The organism is Lentzea albidocapillata (genome assembly GCF_000719115.1).
In the GTDB taxonomy this organism is placed as follows: Bacteria; Actinomycetota; Actinomycetes; order Mycobacteriales; family Pseudonocardiaceae; genus Lentzea; species Lentzea albidocapillata.
The window spans coordinates 197,182-211,358 of sequence record NZ_JOEA01000004.1; the positions used below are offsets into that span (position 1 = coordinate 197,182).

The 14,177-nt window shown below is 70.0% G+C and carries 15 protein-coding genes; 12 read left to right on the forward strand and 3 right to left on the reverse strand.

Annotated features, from left to right (window positions below; all coding sequences use genetic code 11):
- Positions 1-31: 31 nt before the first annotated feature.
- Positions 32-610 (forward strand): DUF4360 domain-containing protein, encoded by a 579-nt coding sequence (locus IG04_RS0106615; RefSeq protein WP_030475646.1) that lies wholly within the window; start codon positions 32-34, stop codon positions 608-610.
- Here the strand turns inward: IG04_RS0106615 and IG04_RS0106620 are convergent.
- Positions 555-1,829, reverse strand: coding sequence for a glycosyltransferase 87 family protein (locus IG04_RS0106620; RefSeq protein WP_245816590.1), 1,275 nt, complete (start codon positions 1,827-1,829; stop codon positions 555-557). The two genes, IG04_RS0106615 and IG04_RS0106620, sit on opposite strands and share 56 nt — an antisense overlap.
- A 104-nt stretch (positions 1,830-1,933) precedes the next feature.
- Here IG04_RS0106620 and IG04_RS0106625 point away from each other — a divergent pair, with 104 nt between their 5' ends.
- Genes IG04_RS0106625 through IG04_RS0106645 form a run of 5 tightly spaced genes read left to right on the forward strand, consistent with a single transcriptional unit; the run spans position 1,934 to position 5,468 of the window.
- Positions 1,934-2,974: an acyltransferase family protein gene (locus tag IG04_RS0106625; protein WP_051769050.1), complete on the forward strand. Its 1,041-nt coding sequence runs from the start codon at positions 1,934-1,936 to the stop codon at positions 2,972-2,974.
- A gap of 50 nt (positions 2,975-3,024) precedes the next feature.
- Positions 3,025-3,561, forward strand: coding sequence for an RNA polymerase sigma factor (locus tag IG04_RS46310; RefSeq protein WP_036013948.1), 537 nt, complete (start codon positions 3,025-3,027; stop codon positions 3,559-3,561).
- On the forward strand, positions 3,554-4,564 hold the full coding sequence (locus tag IG04_RS0106635; RefSeq protein ID WP_144065605.1) for a CU044_5270 family protein: 1,011 nt from the start codon (positions 3,554-3,556) through the stop codon (positions 4,562-4,564). Before IG04_RS46310 ends, IG04_RS0106635 begins: the two co-directional genes overlap by 8 nt.
- A 59-nt stretch (positions 4,565-4,623) precedes the next feature.
- Complete coding sequence (locus IG04_RS0106640) at positions 4,624-5,037, forward strand: cupin domain-containing protein (protein ID WP_030475651.1); 414 nt, start codon at positions 4,624-4,626, stop codon at positions 5,035-5,037.
- Complete coding sequence (locus tag IG04_RS0106645; RefSeq protein WP_051769052.1) at positions 5,034-5,468, forward strand: cupin domain-containing protein; 435 nt, start codon at positions 5,034-5,036, stop codon at positions 5,466-5,468. The genes IG04_RS0106640 and IG04_RS0106645 overlap by 4 nt, the downstream gene beginning before the upstream one ends.
- 58 nt (positions 5,469-5,526) lie before the next feature.
- On the opposite strand, the gene IG04_RS0106650 is transcribed toward IG04_RS0106645, so the two are convergent.
- Positions 5,527-7,251, reverse strand: coding sequence for an L-aspartate oxidase (locus tag IG04_RS0106650; RefSeq protein ID WP_030475653.1), 1,725 nt, complete (start codon positions 7,249-7,251; stop codon positions 5,527-5,529).
- 111 nt (positions 7,252-7,362) lie between these two features.
- Between IG04_RS0106650 and IG04_RS0106655 the strand changes: the two genes are divergently transcribed.
- The gene (locus IG04_RS0106655; protein ID WP_030475654.1) at positions 7,363-7,968 is read left to right on the forward strand and encodes a phosphoribosylanthranilate isomerase; all 606 of its coding nucleotides are present in this window, start codon (positions 7,363-7,365) and stop codon (positions 7,966-7,968) included.
- Here IG04_RS0106655 and IG04_RS0106660 read toward each other — a convergent pair.
- Positions 7,956-8,315, reverse strand: coding sequence for a DUF4406 domain-containing protein (locus IG04_RS0106660; protein WP_173850014.1), 360 nt, complete (start codon positions 8,313-8,315; stop codon positions 7,956-7,958). The genes IG04_RS0106655 and IG04_RS0106660 overlap by 13 nt on opposite strands.
- Before the next feature lie 49 nt (positions 8,316-8,364).
- On the opposite strand from IG04_RS0106660, the gene IG04_RS0106665 reads away from it, so the two are divergent.
- The 5 genes from IG04_RS0106665 to IG04_RS0106685 all read left to right on the forward strand — a co-directional run bounded on the left by IG04_RS0106665 (position 8,365) and on the right by IG04_RS0106685 (position 14,149).
- Entirely contained in the window at positions 8,365-9,105 is a 741-nt protein-coding gene (locus IG04_RS0106665) for a DeoR/GlpR family DNA-binding transcription regulator (RefSeq protein WP_030475656.1), read from the forward strand.
- A gap of 39 nt (positions 9,106-9,144) precedes the next feature.
- Positions 9,145-10,506, forward strand: a complete 1,362-nt coding sequence (locus tag IG04_RS0106670) for a cytochrome P450 (RefSeq protein ID WP_051769137.1) — start codon at positions 9,145-9,147, stop codon at positions 10,504-10,506.
- A 20-nt stretch (positions 10,507-10,526) separates the two neighbouring features.
- Positions 10,527-11,576: an alpha/beta hydrolase gene (locus IG04_RS0106675; RefSeq protein ID WP_030475658.1), complete on the forward strand. Its 1,050-nt coding sequence runs from the start codon at positions 10,527-10,529 to the stop codon at positions 11,574-11,576.
- 144 nt (positions 11,577-11,720) lie between these two features.
- Positions 11,721-13,439 carry a S8 family peptidase gene (locus IG04_RS0106680; RefSeq protein ID WP_036013952.1) on the forward strand — a complete coding sequence of 573 codons (1,719 nt, stop codon included), beginning with the start codon at positions 11,721-11,723 and terminating at the stop codon, positions 13,437-13,439.
- Positions 13,440-13,507: 68 nt separating this feature from the next.
- Positions 13,508-14,149, forward strand: a complete 642-nt coding sequence (locus IG04_RS0106685; protein ID WP_030475660.1) for a hypothetical protein — start codon at positions 13,508-13,510, stop codon at positions 14,147-14,149.
- Positions 14,150-14,177 lie beyond the last annotated feature (28 nt).

Below are 14,177 nucleotides of genomic sequence, written 5' to 3' on the forward strand. Positions count from 1 at the left end.
GCCGCCCACGACTCCTCGGAGAGGTTCCCCCATGCTCACCACGGCAGCGGCAACACTCGTCGCCCTGTCCGCTCTGGCACCGGCCGAGCAGCCGGCGCCGTTCCTCGAAGTCGTCACCGTCAACGGTTCGGGCTGCCCGGCCGGCGACGCCGACGTCGAGACGGACGACCGAACTTTCACGATCGGCTACCACACGTTCCTGGCGCGGGCGGGCAACGGCTCGTCCCCGCTTGACCAGCGCAAGAACTGCCAGGTCAACCTGCGGGTGAACGCGCCGCAGGGCTACACCTACGGCCTGGCGCGGACCACCTACGAGGGCTACGCGCACCTGCAGGACGGCGCGACCGGGCTGAGCCGGGTCAGCACCTACCTGCAGGGCACCTCGCCCACCGCGACGGTGACCCAGCCGTTCACCGGGCCGTTCAGTGACAGCTGGCAGACCCGCTACCGCCCGGACGCGACCGAGATCCAGTGGGTGCCGTGCGGCGAGCAGCGGAACATCAACATCAACGCCGAGGTCCGCGTCACGCTCGGTGCCGCGGACCCCGACCGGCTCAGCTTCGTGATCGTGGAGTCGAGCCGAGGCCTCGTGCGGACCAAGCGCTGCTGAGTCCGGGCCTGGCGGCCAGCACGACGAGCGCGCCGATCGCGACCCATGTGTACGCGTCGCCGTAAATGTGCTGCTGCCAGGTCCACAGCATCTCCTTGTCGCCGGTGCTCGGCAGCCAGCTGAAGGGGCGCACGAGGAAGATCACCAGCAACGCGCCGAGCGTCGGCCTGGCCCAGCGCCCGCGCGCGAAACCCAGTGCCAGGAACGCCGGCACGCACCAGACCCAGTGGTGCGACCAGGAGACCGGCGAGACGAGCAGGCCCGCCGCCGCGATCGTGGTCAGCGCCGCGACCTCGTCGCGCGCCTTGTGCGCCGCCACGACCGCGAGCATCACGACGACCACCGACAACCCCATCCACAGCAACGACTCCGCGTGCTCGCCGGGGTTGATCCGGTGCAGCACACCGCGCAACGACTGGTTCGCCATGTACGCGAGGCCACCGGCACGGCCCGGGTCGAGCAGCGCGTGGAACCAGAACTCCGCGGAGTCCTTGGCGGCCAACAGGAATCCCAGCGCGGCCATCCCGGCGAAGGCCACCATCGACATCGCCGCCGCACGCCATTCCCTGCGCACCAGGAAGTACAGCAGAAAGATCAGCGGGGTCAGCTTGATCGACGCGGCCACGCCGACCAGCAGTCCCCGGAAGCGCGGGTCGCGCACCGCCAGGCAGTCCACCACCACGAGCGCCATCAGCACCAGGTTGATCTGTCCGAAGAGGAACGTCGAGATCACCGGTTCCAGTGCCACACCGAGGACCGCGACGGCGGGCCCGACGGTCCACACGACGTCCGAACGTTGTGTGAGCCGTGCGGTGACGAGAACGCTGACCACCGACAGACACAGGAAGTTCACGACCACCACGAGCGAGTTCACCGCCCACAACGGCAGGAACGTCAGCCCGCTGAAGATCACCGCGGCGACCGGCGGATAGGTGAACGGCAGGCGCGGACCGTCCAGGGCGCCGGGGAAGCCGACGTAGAGCGCCTGCCCCTGCAGCCACGCCTCCCCGCCCGTGCGGTAGACCTGCAGGTCGAGGAAGTAGAAACCCATGACGGCCAGGGAGATCGGCACCGCGGCCAGTGCCACGAACCACAGCACGCGCACGATCCGGCGTGCGGCCACCCAGCGGTGCCGGGTCAGCAGACGTCTGCGGCCCGATTCGAACGCCTCGGCGGACATCGGCGGGACCACGTCGGCGAGCCGGCTGATCAACAGCATCTCGTTCACGTCAGTACTTGGCCGGTAGGCGCATCAGCGTTTCGACAAAGGGAATGTGACAGTCCTCATGGGAACGCGCGGAGGTACATCGACCAAGAGGGTGCATGACCCACGAGCAATTCCTTGCGCTGAAGCGCTTTCCGGCGCTGGACGGCGTGCGTGCCATCGCCGCGTTGATGGTCGTTTTCTTCCACTACGGCGGGCCGCAGTGGCTGCAGGGATGGCTCGGGGTCCAGATCTTCTTCGTGCTGTCCGGCTTCCTGATCACCACGTTGCTGCTGCGCGAACAGGCGCGCACCGGGCGGATCAGCCTCAGGGACTTCTACCGCCGCAGGGCGTTCCGCATCCTGCCGGTCTACTTGGTGGTCCTGCTCGTCACGGCCGCGGGGCTGCTGGTCGCCGGGCAGTTCTGGCAGAACCCGCTCGGCCGTGACTTCCCGCTGTACCTGACGTTCCTCAACGAGTTCGGGCACGGCGGCGCGTACGGGCATTCGTGGTCCCTTGGTGTGGAACAGAAGTTCTACCTCGTGTGGCCGCTGCTGGCGTTCGCGCTGCTGCCCCGCCGGCGACCGGCCGTGACCGTCGGGCTGATGGCGCTCGCGTTGGCCGTCGTGCCGTTCACCGTGTCGTCCGACCCGAAGGGCTGGTCGGTGCACTACTTCACCGTGCTCGTCGGCTGCGCGCTGGCGTTGCTCATGAACAACAGGCGGGGGTTCGCGTTGGTCAGGCCGTTCACGACGCCGTGGGTGATCTTGCTGTTCCTCGGTGTGCACCTGTCGGTTCCGCTCATCTCCGGCGCGCTGGACGGCGTGATCCCCGGTTTCGTGTCGGTGGTGCCGATCTACGCCGTCGCGGTCGGGCTGGCTTTGCCCTCGCTGCTGACTCCCGGACGGGTGCAGCGGTTGCTCTCGGCGCGCCCGATGGCGTGGCTCGGCGAGCGGTCGTACTCGATCTACCTGGTGCAGTCGATCGCACACTCCGTCGTGCTGCTCACGGGCGCGTCGGGCCTGGTCATGGCACTGTTGACGTCGTTGGTGGCGATCGGGATCGCCGATCTGACCTACCGGTTCGTCGAGCTCCCGATGATCGAGAGGGGCAGGTCACACCGCCGAGCCGGGAACGCTCCGGCGCCGATCGGCCAATAAGTTCCGTGAGCACCGAGACAGCGCCGCCGGCGCGATCAGGAGGACCGGGGGTGACGAAGCCTCTGGACAGGGACGCCTGGGTCGAACTGTACGACCGCCACGCCCGCGATCTGCACCGCTACCTGGCGCTGCGGGTGGACGCCGTGATCGCGGACGACCTGGTGTCCGAGGCGTTCCTCATCGCCTGGGAACGCCGTGAGAGCTTCGACCCTGCCCGCGCGAGCGTCAAGGCGTGGCTGTTCGGGATCGGGACCAACCTGCTGCGCCAGCACGTGCGTTCCGAGGGCAGACGCCTGCGGGCCTGGGCGCGTGATCACGGCAGGCGCGCGGTGACCGACCACGTCGACGACCGCACGGCGGCGGCGGTGGACGCCAAGTCGCTGATGAGCGACCTGACCGAGGCGCTCGCGGACCTGCGGCCCGAGGAACGGGACGTGCTGCTCATGGTGGCGTGGGCCGACCTGAGCGCGGCCGAGGTGGCCGAGGTGACCCGCACGCCGGTGGCGACGGTGCGGACCCGGTTGTTCCGGGCGCGGGCCAGGCTGCGGGCGAGGATCAACGGACAGGAGGGTGACGACGATGCGTGACGAGATTCGCCAGGTCGAGGACGAGACGGTCAAGTGGGCGATGTCGGACGTCGCCCCGATGAGCGACGAGGCGTTCGAGCGGGGTCGCACAGCACTGCTCGCCCGGATCGACGCCGAGCAGCCGGGCGAGGTGGTTCCACTGGCGCCACGTCGCCGGCGCCGGATCCCGGTGGTGGCCGCGGCCGCCGCCATGGTCGTCATCGCGGGCGCGGCCCTGGTCGGCCCCTCGCTGATGTCGCGTGACAAGGGCCCGAGTGTGGGTAGCGCCGCCGCGGCCGGGCTGCTCAACCAGGCCGCCGGTGTCGTCGGTGACGCGCACCAGGGGCCAGGCCAGTACCTGTACGTGCTGCAGTACACCCGCCGGGCGGTGAAGGACGACGGCTACAGGTGGATGTTCCTCGCGGACCAGTCGCGGATCACGTGGATCCCTGCCGACCGGCGCGGCACGTGGCTGCATCGCCGCATCGACACGGGCGAGAGGCAGTGGCTGATCGGGTCGGAGAAGGACCTGCCGCCCGGCTTCGACCGCGCCGAGGGCGAGTGGAGGGCCGAGGGCGGCCGCTGGTTCGGCGACGAGGTCCCGGTGAGTTTCACCAACCCGACGGCCGAGTACATCGCCGCACTGCCCCGCGACCCGCGCGCCCTCTACGAGAAGCTGCGCGACGAGGACCGCGGCGGCAACCTCGTCCTCATGGTCACGAGCGGCCTCGACACCGGCATGTACCCGGCCGACGTGCGGTCCGCGGTCTACCAGGCGCTGACGCGCGTGCCGGGTCTAGAGATCGTCGACAGGGCCGCGGTGCTGAACAGCCGCACGGGCACCGCGCTGGGCCTGACCACGCACGGGGTCACCTCGCAGATCGTGATCGACCCCGGCACCGGCGAGTACCTCGGTTCCCGCTCGGTGCAGGCCGAGGACGCGCACGGGCTCAAGGCCGGCACGGTCATCGGAACCAGCGCGATCGAGATACGGGTCGTGTCCGGCATGGGCGAGCCGTACTGACGATCAGGTCGCGAATTCCGGCGTTGTCACAAACCGGCGCGCTGCGTGGTCTTTCTGACATGAGCGAACTTCCGCACCATCCAGCGGCCTCGGACGGCCCGCCGGCGAGGGTCGAGATCCTGGCCGAGACACCGGCTACCGCGCCCGTGCCCGAGGGCCTGGTGGGCCGCACGATCCTGGTGTCCTTCCCGCCGGGCAGCCCCGGCGCGCCACCGCACCGCCATCCCGGCCCGATCTACGGCTACGTCGTGAAGGGCGCCATCGCGTTCCAGCTGGAGGGCGAGCCGGAACGGGTGATCAAGGCCGGTGAGGCGTTCTTCGAGCCCGGCGGTGACGTGATCCACCTCAAGGGCGCGAACCTCCTTCCCGACGAGGAGTCCGCGCTGCTCGCGACCATGATCTGCGAGCCGGGCGCACCGGTGCTCACGTTCGTGAGCACCGAGGAACTGAAGGCGCGGGGGCACCTGGCATGAGCCACGAACACACCCACCACCTGGACAACCCCGACAAGAGCGGCCCTCCGCCGAAGATCGACGTCATCGGCACCGTGCCGGGAGCGCCGCAGATCCCGGACGGCGCCGAGGCCATGACGATCCTCGTGACGCTGCCGCCGTCGAGTCCGGGCGCGCCGCCGCACCGGCATTCCGGGCCCGCGTACGGCTACGTCGTGAAGGGCGCCATCGTCTTCGAACTGGAAGGCGAGCCGGAGCGGGTCGTCCGCGCGGGCGGGACGTTCTGGGAGCCGGGCGGCGACGTCATCCACTACCAGGACGGCAACCACCTGACGGACGAGGAATCAGCTTTCGTCGTCACGATGTTCTGCGCGCCCGGCCAGCCGATGCTGACGGTCGTGGAGCAGGACGAACTGGAGGCGCGCAAGCACCTCAGGGCGCCCCGGCCGTAAAATCAGCTCTGCCGTGACGAGCGCGTAGGGGCGGGGATCGCTCCCCGCCCCTACGTGGTCACTCGACCAGCTTGCCGGCCGTGTCGACCTCCCGCATCAGCGACGCGATCTCGTCCGGCACCGGAGGGATCTCCTCCCGGACGACCCGGCCGGGGCCCGCCCAGACGAGGTTCACCTGCTGCGCGGGATCGAGGTCCGGGTGGTCGGACCGGTTGTGGCAGCCGCGGGTCTCGCGGCGTTCGAGGGCGCACTCCAGGGTCGCGCGGGCGGAGAGCGCCGAGGCCAACAGGTCGAAGGCGTGGGCGAGGTCCTGGAACCCGGCGAGGTCGGGGTGCACGCCGACGTCGCGGATGCGGTCCTCCAGCTCGTCCAGCTCGGCGAGTCCCTTGCGCAGACCGGCTTCGTCGCGGACGACGCCCGCGTGCTCGGTCATGGTGTTGCGCAGCGCGCGTTGCAGGGCACGGACGTTCTCCGGGCCGTCTGCGGCGAGCAGCTCGTCCACTTCGGACCGTGCTTCGCCGAGCGCGACGTGCGAACGTCGTTGCGCGTCCAGGGAAGCCGAGTACTCGGCCGCCGCCTCGCCGACGATCCGGCCGTAGACCAGCAGTTCGATGAGCGAGTTGCCGCCGAGCCGGTTCGCGCCGTGCAGGCCGCTGGACGCCTCGCCGATCGCGTACAGGCCTTCCACGCCCGTCGAGTGGTCCGCGGGCGACACCCACACGCCGCCCATCGAGTAGTGCGCGGTCGGCGCGATCTCGACGGCCTCCCGGGTGATGTCCTTCATCTGCAGTTCCAGCAGCGTCTGGTACACCCTGGGCAGCCGTTGCATGATCTGCTCGCGCGGCAGGTGCGACACGTCGAGCCACACGCCGCCGTTCGGGGTGCCGCGGCCCTCCTTGATCTCCGTGTACGCGGCGAGCGCCACTCTGTCGCGTGTGGACAGTTCCATCCGCTGCGGGTCGTAGCGGGCCATGAACCGCTCGCCGGACGCGTTGGTCAGGACGCCGCCCTCACCGCGCGCGGCCTCCGAGACCAGGGTGCCCGCCGCGTTCTCCGGTTCGATCAGGCCGGACGGGTGGAACTGCACGAGCTCGGGGTCGCGGATCCTGCCGCCCGCGAGCACGGCCAGGCGGAACGAGTCGCCGGTGTTCTCGTCGCGGCGGCTCGACGTGCGGCGCCAGATCCGGGTGTGCCCGCCGGCCGCGAGGATCACGACGTCCGCGTGGAAGACGTACCTCGTACCGGTGTTCAGGTCGAACCCGTACGCGCCGAACACCACGTTGTCCTGCACCAGGATCCGCGTGATGTAGCAGGTGTCGTGGATCGGAATGTCGAGCTGCGTGGCCCGGTTCACGAGCGTGCGCTGGATCTCCAGGCCGGTGTAGTCGCCGGCGAACGACGTGCGGCGGAACGTGTGCGCGCCGAAGAACCGCTGCGAGATGCGCCCGTCGGCCTCCCGCGCGAACGGCATGCCATAACGTTCGAGGTCCTCGATGCCGCGCGCCGCCTGCTCGGCCACGACCCGCACGATCTCGGGGTTGGCGAGCAGGTAGCTCTCCTTGATGGTGTCCGCCGCGTGCTGCTGCCACGTGTCGGACGGGTCCATCGTCGCCAGCGCCGCGTTGATGCCGCCTGCGGCGAGTGCGGTGTGCGCGTCGGTCTTGGGGCGCTTGCCGACGACCAGGACGTCGACGCCTCTCTCCGCGAGTTCGATGGCGGCGCGCAGTCCCGCGCCACCGCTGCCGATCACCAAAACCGAAGTGGCTAGCTGATGTTCAGTCATCACGGCCTCCGTTGCCCGTCTCTTCCATTAAGTAGGACCAGGCAGCGCATCGGCTTGTGACTGTTAGCTGCGCGACAGTGCGTTCGTGGCCACATCAGTAGGATCGGTGGTGTGTTCGTGAAGCTGTGCGGTCTGCGCACCGAGTCCGATGTCACCGTCGCGATCGAGACGGGGGCCGACGCCGTCGGGTTCGTGCTCACGAGCAGCCCGCGCCAGATCGACGTCGACCTGGCCGCGCGGCTCGTCGCCGAGGTGCCGGCGGACGTCCTCACCGTCGCCGTGGTGCGCGGCATCACCGCCGCCGAGGCCGGTGAGATGGCGCTGAAGACGGGCGTGCGCGCGTTGCAGCTGCACGGCGACTACCCGCGCGAATCGTTCGACGAACTGGCCGAGTTGCCGTTCGGACTGGTGAGGGCCACGGCGCTCGGGCCGGAGACCGACGTGCGCACCGGAGCGTTCGGCGAGGAGCTGCTGCTGATCGACTCCCCCGTCGCGGGGTCCGGCGAGCAGTGGGACATCACGCGGCTCGCCGAGAACCCGCCCACCGGCAAGTGGATGCTGGCGGGCGGGCTGTCGCCGGAGACGGTCGCCGGGGCGATCAGCGTCGCGCGGCCGTGGGGCGTGGACGTGTCCAGCGGCATCGAGTCGAGCCGTGGCGTGAAGGATCACGGCCGGATGCGCGAGTTCGTTCTGGCCGCACGCGGTCAGGGCCTGTAGCCGGGGACGTCCTCGACCCGGTGGTAGACCGGCAGTCCTCGTTCTCGCGCGATCCGCACGTCCTCGTCCGCGCCGGCCGACTCGCCGGGCAGCCGCAGCACCGCCTCGCAGTGCCGCAGCAGGCGTTCCGCGGTCGGGTACATGATCTCCGACGCGATCGGGTCGGTCGGCGCGCTGCCACCGGCGCCGCGCAGCACGGGCAACGCCACCCACTCGCCGATCATCGGCACGTGCCCGCTGCGGAACAGCGGCCACGCCGCCTCCTCCAGCCGTTCGAGGTTGCGCGCCATCAACGCGGGGTCATCCGCCGTGCCGGAACGGTAGGGCCCGGCGATCAGAATCAGCATGCGACCGACCATAATGTGCAACACTCGGCAAAAACAAGGAGAAACGTGCATGCTCGCCGCCCAGCGCCGTGACCTGCTGCTCGAACGACTGCGCACCGACGGCCGGATCGTCGCCAAGGACCTCGCCGCCGAAGTCGGCATCTCCGAGGACACCATCCGCCGCGACCTGCGCGATCTCGCGGCGGCGGGGCTCTGCCAACGCGTGTACGGCGGCGCACTGCCCGTATCCCCCGCTATCGCCGACTACGCCACGCGTCAGGGCGTGCAAGTCGATGGCAAGCAACGGGTCGCACGGGCGGCGGCAGCGTTGATCGAACCGGGCAGCACGGTGATCCTCGACGGCGGCACGACCACCCTTGCCGTCGTGCGCGCGCTACCGCTCGATCTGCACGCAACGGTCGTCACGCACAGTCCGACGATCGCGAGCGCGTTGGAGGAGCACCAGCACGTCGAGGTCTACGTCATCGGCGGACGGCTCTTCAAGCACTCGATGGTCGCCTGCGGTGCCGCTGCCGTGGAGGCCGCACTGGGCGTGCACGCGGACCTCTTCTTCCTCGGCGTCACGGGCGTGCATCCCGAAACGGGTCTCACGACCGGTGACGCGGACGAGGCCGCGATGAAACGCGCGCTCGCTCACCAGGCAGCGGACACCTACGTGCTGGCGAGCTCGGAGAAGATCGGCACGGCGTCGAGGTTCTCCGTGCTGCCGTTCGCCGAGGTCGCCGGCGTGATCACGGACGCGGACAACGAGACCGTGCGCGCGCTGGAGGTGCCCGTCATCCAGGCCTGATGTCAGAGATTGTCCTAAGTGGACTCCCCGTTCGACCGGATGGGCGAGACCTTGACTCGCGGCGGCGTACTGGGCACGCTGCGAACCGTGACGAGCCTGGCTGAGGAGCACGTCAAACCGGCGGTGCGCTGGGGCATCGGCCACGCGCTGCCGCGTGCCGTCCTGCGCCTGGCCGCCCGCCGCGGCGACCTGCAGGGCCGCATCACCGTCGAGGCCTCCACCGGCGCCGACCTGACGGGCCTGTTCGACGAGATCCGCGCCCGAGGCCCGCTCGCCGCCACGAAGATCGGCCACACCACCACGCGGCACGAGGTCGTCAGGGCGGTGCTGTCCGACGACGCGTTCGTGACGGCCCGCCCGCGCTTCGGCGCCGGCATCCTCGGCAAGCTCGCCGCGTGGTCCGCCACCGACGTCATGCATCCGGTCCAGCCGCCGTCGCTGCTGGCCGTCGAACCCCCGGCGCACACCCGCTACCGCAAGCTCGTCACCCGCGTCTTCACCGCCCGCGCCGTCGAACAGCTGCGCGTCCGCACCCAGCAGATCGCCGACGACCTGCTCGACGGCCTCGACCCGGCCAGTCCGGTCGACCTGATCGAGACCTACTGCGGCCTGCTGCCGGTCACCGTGATCAGCGAGATCCTCGGCGTGCCACCGCAGGAACGCGCCACCGTCCTGGCTCTCGGTGCCGCCGCCGCGCCCAGCCTCGACCTCGGTCTGTCGTGGCGCGTGTTCCGTGACGTGGAGACGACGCTCAGCTCGTTCGACGCCTGGCTCTCCCGTCACCTCGACGCATTGCGCGCCAACCCCGGCGACAACCTGCTGAGCCGCCTGATCACCGCCCGCGAGGACGGCGCGGGCCTGTCCGAACGGGAGCTGAAGGCCACCGCGGGCCTGGTGCTGGCCGCCGGTTTCGAGACCACCGTCAACCTCCTGGGCAACGGCATCTCGTTGCTCACCAGGCATCCCGCGCAACTGGACCTGCTCCGCGCCCGCCCGGAACTGTGGGGCAACGCCGTCGACGAGGTGCTGCGGCACGACCCGCCGGTTCTGCTGACCGGACGCATGTGCGCCCGCGACACGACGGTCGCCGGCATTCCCGTGCGCCGGGGCCAGCTCGTCACCACCGTGCTCGCCGGGGCGAACCGCGACCCGTCCGTGTTCGAGGACCCCTCGGCGTTCGACGTCAGCCGCGCCAACGCACGCGACCACGTGTCGTTCGGCGCCGGCCGCCACTACTGCCTCGGCGCCCAGCTCGCGCGCATGGAGGGTGAGATCGGGCTGCGCACGATCTTCGACCGCTTCCCCGGCCTCGCCCCGCTGCCCGGCGCGCGCCGTCGTCCGACCCGCATCCTGCGCGGCTTCGAACGCCTGCCTGCCAGCCTCACCACGATCGGCCGATGAGCACACAGCATGATCAAGGCATGTCAGTCCGCTTTCGCATGATCGCCGCCGTGACCGCCGTGATGGCGTTGTCCAGTCCTGCCGCCCAGGCCACCGAGGCGCCACCGCGGTTCGCCGACGGGTTCGGCCTCACCGTCACGAGCCAGCCCCGCTGGGTGGACGCGAACCGCCGCACGTTCATCTTCAGCGTGTCCACCGGCCAGGTGCCCACGCCGACTCTCCTGGACGGCCAGGAACCCGGCAGGCACGCCATCGTCGTCACTCTGCCGGACGACTACGACGAGACGACCAGGAGCTACCCGGTCCAGTACTACCTGCACGGCCATCCCGACCGCCCGGACGCCGCCTGGAACCAGCGGGTCGTGGAGAAGGCGACGGCCGGCACCGGCCTGATCACCGTGCAGCCCAACGGCAGTGGCCGCGGCTGGTACTCGAACTGGGTCAACCCCGGCGCCGCGGGCCCGCAGAACTGGGAGACCTTCCACCTGGAGCAGGTGATCCCGTTCGTGGACGCCAACCTGCGCACGAAGGCGGCCAAAGCGGATCGCGCGATCGTCGGGCACTCCATGGGCGGGTTCGGGGCGTTGCACTACGCCGAGCACCGGCCCGACCTGTTCGGCTACGCCGGCAGCTTCTCCGGTGGCCTCGACCTGCGGAACTCCGAGATGCGCGCGGCGATCACGACCACCCTGGTCAACCCGGCGAGCGGCACGCCGACCGTGAACGCCGACGCGGTCTTCGGGCCGCCGGTCTGGCCGTTCGACGGTGTCTGGAACGCGCAGAGCCCGGCGCACCACGTCGCGTCGCTGAGGGGCATGGGCGTCGCGCTGTACACGGGTAACGGTGGCGATCTGACGGTCAACCCGATCCAGGCCGTGCTGGAGAACCGGGCGCGCGAAACGGCGCTGGTGACGGCGGCGAACCTCCGGGCCCAGAACATCCCCTTCCACTTCTCCGACTACGGCGACGGCAGCGGCTGGGCGCCGGGCTGCACGGGCAAGCACGCCGACGAAGAGTGCGTGCAGGCCGACATGAACCACTTCGTCGGACTGTTCACTCGGCACGCCTGACGTGCGACGTTCGTAGTGAGCCGAACGGGGCATCTTGAAAACGCCGCGTCCCGAATGCCGTCCTGGCTCCTCTAAGGACTTTGACGGGCCCCTGCACCCGCGCGAAGTGCGCGGGCATCGCCCGCTTAGGAGTTGGAGGAATCCGTGTTCCTGGGTTCACGATCTCGCCTGCGCGCCGCGGTCATCGCCGCGGCCGTGGGCGCCGGTGTGCTGACGGCGGCCACCCCCGCCGCTGCCGCACCTGCCGCGGGTACGCGTTCTTACCTGGTCATCACGGCGCCCGGTGCCACCGCCGGTGCCGCGACGGCTGTGGGCAGCAACGGTGGCACTGTGTGGACGAGCTACGACGCCATTGGCGTCATCGTCGCGCACTCGGGTGCCGCTGACTTCGCCACCAGGATGCGCGCCATCACCGGTGTGCAGAAGGTCGGTGCCACGCGCACCAGCGACATCCCGGCCGAGGCGGCGAATCCGCCGATTCCCGCCGCGCCCGCGCAGGCCACCCCGGCGGCCGGTGAGCCGTTGCGCACGGACATGACCCAGATCGGCGCCGACAAGGCGTGGGCGATCAACCAGGGGTCGTCCAGCGTCACGGTCGGTGTGCTCGACACGGGCGTCGACGACCAGCACGCCGACCTCAAGCCGAACTTCGACACCACCAACTCCGCGTCCTGCGCCTACGGCAAGCTCGACACGCGTACCGGTTCGTGGCGTGACACCGGCACCCACGGCACGCACGTCGCCGGCACCGTCGCGGCGGCCAAGAACGGCAGCGGCATGGTCGGCGTCGCTCCCGGCGTGAAGATCGCCTCGGTGCGCATCGCCGAGAATCCGAGCGGGCTGTTCTTCCCGGAGAACACCATCTGCGCCATGGTCTTCTCCGGTGACCGCGGCTTCGAGGTGACCAACAACAGCTACTACACCGACCCGTGGCTGTTCAACTGCCCGGACAACGCCGACCAGGACGCGATCCTGGAGGGTGTGAAGCGCGCGGTGGCCTACGCCGAGGGCAAGGGCGTGCTCAACGTCGCCGCGGCGGGCAACGAGAACTACAACCTCGCGAACAAGACCCGCGACGCGACCAGCCCCAACGACTCCACGCCGGCGACGCGCACCATCACCAACGCCTGCCTGAGCGTCCCGACCGAGGTCACGGGCGTCGTCAGCGTCTCGTCGATCAGCTCGACGAACAGCAAGTCGTCGTTCTCCAACTACGGCACCGACAAGATCCACATCGCGGCGCCCGGCGACAGCGTCTACTCGACGGTTCCCGGTGGCCGCTACGGCTCCAAGTCCGGTACGTCGATGGCCTCCCCGCACGTCGCGGGCGTCGCCGCGCTGCTCAAGTCGACCAACCCCACCGCCACCCCGGCCCAGCTGCGCACGTTGCTGGCGACCCAGGCGGACGACCTGAGCTGCTCCGACAGCCGGTGCGCCGGCACCACGGCGAAGAACAACTTCTTCGGTGAGGGCCGCGTCGACGCGCTGGCCGCGGTCGGCACCGGCACGCCTCCCGGCCGCTCGTTCGAGAACACGGACGACGTGGCCATCCCGGACAACGGCGCGGCCGTGACCAGCTCCATCACGGTCTCCGGCATCACCGGCAACGCCCCGGCCACGCTGAAGGCCGATGTCAACATCGTGCACACCTACCGAGGCGACCTGGTCATCGACCTGATCGCCCCGGACGGCACCGCGTACCGGCTCAAGGCTTCCAGCAGCAGCGACGGAGCCGACAACGTCGTGACGACCTACACCGTCAACGCCTCGAGCGAGGTCGCGAACGGCACCTGGAAACTGCGGGTCAAGGACGTCGCGGCGCAGGACGTCGGGCACATCAACTCCTGGAAGCTGACCTTCTAGGACGGCATTCGGAGGAACCTCGGCGGCCACGGCTAACCAACGTCCCTGCCTGCAGCGATAGCAGTGACGTGGAACCCGATCTGTGGTCGTCGGCCGCCGAGGCCCTCGACGAGCACGAACACGCCCTCGTGATGGCCCGGCTGGCAGGCACGATCGTCGGTCCCGGCCAGACCGAGCGCCTGGCCAGGGGCGAACGCGACGTCGTGTTCCTGCTGCCCGACCGGCTGGTGCTGGTGCGGCCGGAGCCGTTCTGGTCGGGTTCGTACGACCGCGGGCAGATCGTGCGCATCATGCTCGCCGCCGGGCACGTCCAGTTCGACGTGACCGGCGGCGACAGCCTCGAGTTCTGGATCGACACCGACCTCTCCCCCGCCGAGCCGTTCGTCGAGCAGGCCCAGAACTGGCTGGCCCCGCGCAGGAGCTCCGCCGGCGGCGCGATCATCGGGTTCGGTCTCGCGATCATCATCGCTTTCCTGTTCATCCTCGGGCCGGTGGACCTGATGCCGTCGGACGACCGGCTCACCGTCAAGTCCAGCTGCGGCGACTTCCTCCGTGCGGGCGTCGACGAGCAGGTCGAGCTGCTCAGACGGCTCTTCGGGCAGGTCGGCACACCCGCCGAGGCGGACAAGCCGATGACGCTCGACGCGTCCCGCCGCCACTGCGGTGAGCACAACGGCGCGACGCTCGACTCGCTCGTCACCGGAAAATGACGCCCAGGGTCTGTATCGAAGTCTGGTT